Source organism: Waterburya sp. (assembly GCF_058530065.1).
The window spans coordinates 1-3,457 of the sequence record NZ_JBZNBU010000332.1 but is presented as its reverse complement, the minus strand read 5'-3'; the positions used below and the strand labels follow the sequence as shown (position 1 = coordinate 3,457).

General features: G+C 38.3%; 5 protein-coding genes and 1 pseudogene. 4 read left to right on the top strand and 2 right to left on the bottom strand.

What is annotated here, in order from left to right; all coding sequences use genetic code 11:
* Positions 1-176 precede the first annotated feature (176 nt).
* On the top strand, positions 177-476 hold the full coding sequence (locus tag AC33VI_RS19805) for a hypothetical protein (protein WP_491783982.1): 300 nt from the start codon (positions 177-179) through the stop codon (positions 474-476).
* 54 nt (positions 477-530) lie between these two features.
* Complete coding sequence (locus tag AC33VI_RS19800) at positions 531-665, top strand: LPD29 domain-containing protein (RefSeq protein ID WP_491783981.1); 135 nt, start codon at positions 531-533, stop codon at positions 663-665.
* A gap of 115 nt (positions 666-780) precedes the next feature.
* On the opposite strand, the gene AC33VI_RS19795 is transcribed toward AC33VI_RS19800, so the two are convergent.
* Positions 781-1,860 (bottom strand): ATP-dependent 6-phosphofructokinase, encoded by a 1,080-nt coding sequence (locus AC33VI_RS19795; RefSeq protein WP_491783980.1) that lies wholly within the window; start codon positions 1,858-1,860, stop codon positions 781-783.
* 220 nt (positions 1,861-2,080) lie between these two features.
* Between AC33VI_RS19795 and AC33VI_RS19790 the strand changes: the two genes are divergently transcribed.
* Positions 2,081-2,326: a DUF7219 family protein gene (locus tag AC33VI_RS19790; RefSeq protein WP_491783979.1), complete on the top strand. Its 246-nt coding sequence runs from the start codon at positions 2,081-2,083 to the stop codon at positions 2,324-2,326.
* Between the two features lie 11 nt (positions 2,327-2,337).
* Here the strand turns inward: AC33VI_RS19790 and AC33VI_RS19785 are convergent, their stop codons facing one another.
* On the bottom strand, positions 2,338-3,003 hold the full coding sequence (locus AC33VI_RS19785; RefSeq protein WP_491783978.1) for an HAD-IA family hydrolase: 666 nt from the start codon (positions 3,001-3,003) through the stop codon (positions 2,338-2,340).
* Between the two features lie 120 nt (positions 3,004-3,123).
* Between AC33VI_RS19785 and AC33VI_RS19780 the strand changes: the two are divergent.
* A pseudogene (locus AC33VI_RS19780) lies at positions 3,124-3,457 on the top strand (ATP-dependent DNA helicase RecG); the annotation flags it as partial.

Here is a 3,457-nt window from a genome sequence, read left to right as displayed (position 1 = left end):
GATACCATGTATCAATTGATGTCAGATCTAACTGGCAAAATGGCAATCCTTACTAACGCTCAAGCTCAAAGCTATGAGACTACTAAAAATCTAGATCGCCGACAAGATCAGCTAGCTAACCAACAGCAACAATTAATTCAAATAATTGAAAGCTTAAATAAGGATAAATAAACAAAATGACTAACCCAGATATAAGGACGCAATACGAAGGAGCAATATTAAATCAGTTGGTAAAGAACGCTGAAAAGCTGGCAGTACTTGAATCTAGTTTTAATCAAGTATTTCCTAAGATTGAAAAGATAGATAGTTTAGATACTAAAGTAGATGCGCTTGGAACTAAAGTAGATAGCTTAGAACAAAAGCTGGATAAAGTTTATAACACCATAGAAAATATAAGATGGCTTACTATAACTATTGGCATAGGTATTATTATTAATATTTTTAGTCAGCCCATTGTTAACTTTTTGTTTCAGTAATAGTTAATCTGTTGCCTAGCTTTATCTCACCACAATCAAACTAGGTAATAAACAATGAAGACTATCAACTTAAAAGATACAGCTAAACTTATCCGCCAAGAGCTAAAAGATAAACTCCCCAAAGGCAAGTTTAGCGTTAAGACTAAATCGACTAAAGGCAACGGCAATGAACCAAAGTGGGCTAGATAAGAGGAAAGGAAGCAGAAATCTAATAACGCGAGTGTTAGAATCTCCCGTTAAACTGCTTGCAGTTAACGGCGAGAGTCGTCAAAACTTATTACTCATCAACTCATTATTCAATCCTTTAAATTCCCAAACAAATCCCCAATCCCTTAGCAGTTTTAACTAAAGTACCTTGAGGATCTACCGCACGATAATCTTTAATCGCTTCGGCGATAGGAATGTTAATTACTTGTCTATCTTGCCAAGCAACCATGCGATCGTATTTTTCGTCAGCAATTAGATTTACCGCTGCCACGCCAAAAGCAGAAGCGAGAATTCGATCTAAAGGAGAAGAAATACCTCCCCTTTGAGTATGTCCCAAAACAGTCACTCTAGTTTCTGCACCACTTCTAGCGGTAATTTGTTCTGCTAAATATTGACCGATTCCCCCAAGGCGACAGTCGGCAAAATGTCCTTGTTCTAAAATCTCCCCCGATTCGGTACAAACTGCCTCAGAAACAACGGCGATGGAATAATCTTGTCCTCTGGCTTGTCTTTTTTTAATATGGTCGCAAATTTTGTCAATGGTGTAGGGAATTTCGGGAATCATAATGATGTTTGCCCCTCCAGCAATTCCTGCATTTAGAGCAATATGTCCCGCATCTCTACCCATTACTTCTAGAATCATCACTCGACTGTGACTGGCTGCGGTAAAGTGCAAGCGATCGATCGCTTCAGTAGCAATATTCACTGCCGTATCGAAACCAATCGATCTTTCCGTAATGCCCACATCGTTATCAATGGTTTTAGGAATGCCGACTAAGTTGATTCCTCCTTGCTGTGCCAATTTTCTTAAAATAGCTAGACTTCCATCTCCACCAATGCCGATTAAAGCATCCAGATCTAACTGTTTATATCCTTCAATAATTTCTGAGGAACGGTCTGCTAAAGTACCATCAGACATAGGAAAAGCAAAAGGATCTCCTTTATTTGTAGTGCCTAAGATCGTTCCTCCCATAGTTAAAATACTATCTACCTTGGTAATGTCTAAAGCCATTGCTTCGGGAGGGCGTACCATTAAGCCATGAGTGGCTTTGCAAATTCCCAAGACTTCCCAACCATAAACATCAACTGCACAACGAGTTACTGCCCTAATGACAGCATTTAAACCCGCACAGTCACCGCCACTGGTTAAAATACCAATTCGTTTTCTTTCTCCCATTGCGATCGAACATAATTGAGCTACTTTCTCATTTTTCTGCCCGATGGTATTGGTCGAACAAAATTAAACAATATTTCTAGAATCGAGGAAAGACATTTTTTACCCTAGCTTAATGTTTTGTTAGTATCAGTACATTAAACGTAGATTAAGTCTTTTTACTAGATTAATTTTTAAATCGCTAATTTCAAGGCAATCTAAAGTTGTTAAGAGCAAATTTATTATGAATCAACCATCTGACAGTGGGAAAGACAAATTTTTACATTCAAAAGCCCGCTATCGGGGTGAGTTCTCGCCACAAAATTTAGCTTTTAACGCTAATTTACAAGAATTCGCTCAAAAAGTTGGTTATATTTGCGCTTTAGAAACTAATGGCAAAATATCCACCAAAGAAGCTTACGATCGCATTAAAGATTTATGGCAACTATTGAAGACTTCTAAGGAACAGTTATTAGATGAAGAAGATTAAATATTTATCGTTTAAGCTTTGCCTAAAATTGTCTTAACCTCGAATTGTGCGATCGCATCGAGAACTAAATCTGCTGGGTCAAATAATTTTTTGTCGAAGAGAGGATCGGGAATAACTACTACCGACATACCTGCTGCGATCGCAGCTTTCATTCCCGATAGTGAATCTTCAAACACCAGACAGTTTTCGGGCTGGGCGTTTAATCTTTTAGCGGTTAGTAAAAAGATATCGGGGGCGGGTTTTCCCTGTGAGATTTCTGGATCGTCTCCACAGGTAATTAATTTAATCTGTTTTAACCAATCTTGATGATTGACAGTTTTCAAATCGAAATTTTGGCGCGAAGAACTAGTTGCGATCGCTTGATGAATATTGTTTTGGGCTAACTTTTCAATTAATGCGATCGCCCCAGGAAAAGTTCTAGCAGAACCATATAGAGGATAGAGGAGTTCGTTTCTAGCTGCTAAAAATTCTTCAATGGAAAGAGGTAACCTAAGTTGATCGATGATAGTTTTAGCAGAGTTAATGGCTGTCGTACCAGCGATCGCTATTTTAATTTCGTTAGTAAAGGTTTTGCCATAGCGTTGGACGATCTCGCCGTTAACTTTTTCATTTAAAGACTCTGTGTCTAGTAATAATCCATCCATGTCGTAAATGACATGAGTAATAAAGCTAAACATAAATTTTAAAAATAAAGCTACATAAAATATGACTATAGCAGTCTTAAATCAGTTCGGAAATTAATTCCTAGGGGCATTAAAATGTAGCGATAAGGAATCGAGAACAGCTAAAAAATAGCCATGAACGAACAACAGCTAGATTGGATAAGGTTGCAAAAAGCATTGTCTGTAGAAGCCGAAAGAGGCTACACAGATTTGATGGGCAATCAATACCGTTTTAGCGAGTTTATTTGTTTGAGTTTGGGCAAACCGCCACGAAATATTTCTGCCTCAGACAAAATACAATGGCACGATTTAGCGAAAAAATTTGCCGACTATAGCAATCTTAGTTCTAGCCGACGCAAGCAGTTGGTTATCGGTACGAGAAACTTTCTTCACCAACAAAAAGCGATCGCTGAATCTCCTCCAACACCACCCAAACCGAAAACGCCCCGTACTAAAACCTTGAGCAGTC

Coding starts and splice junctions, on each gene's coding strand:
- AC33VI_RS19800 (WP_491783981.1), top strand. CDS start 531: ATGAAGACTATCAACTTAAAAGATACAGCTAAACTTATCCGCCAAGAG.
- AC33VI_RS19790 (WP_491783979.1), top strand. CDS start 2,081: ATGAATCAACCATCTGACAGTGGGAAAGACAAATTTTTACATTCAAAA.
- AC33VI_RS19805 (WP_491783982.1), top strand. CDS start 177: ATGACTAACCCAGATATAAGGACGCAATACGAAGGAGCAATATTAAAT.
- AC33VI_RS19795 (WP_491783980.1), bottom strand. CDS start 1,860: ATGGGAGAAAGAAAACGAATTGGTATTTTAACCAGTGGCGGTGACTGT.
- AC33VI_RS19785 (WP_491783978.1), bottom strand. CDS start 3,003: ATGTTTAGCTTTATTACTCATGTCATTTACGACATGGATGGATTATTA.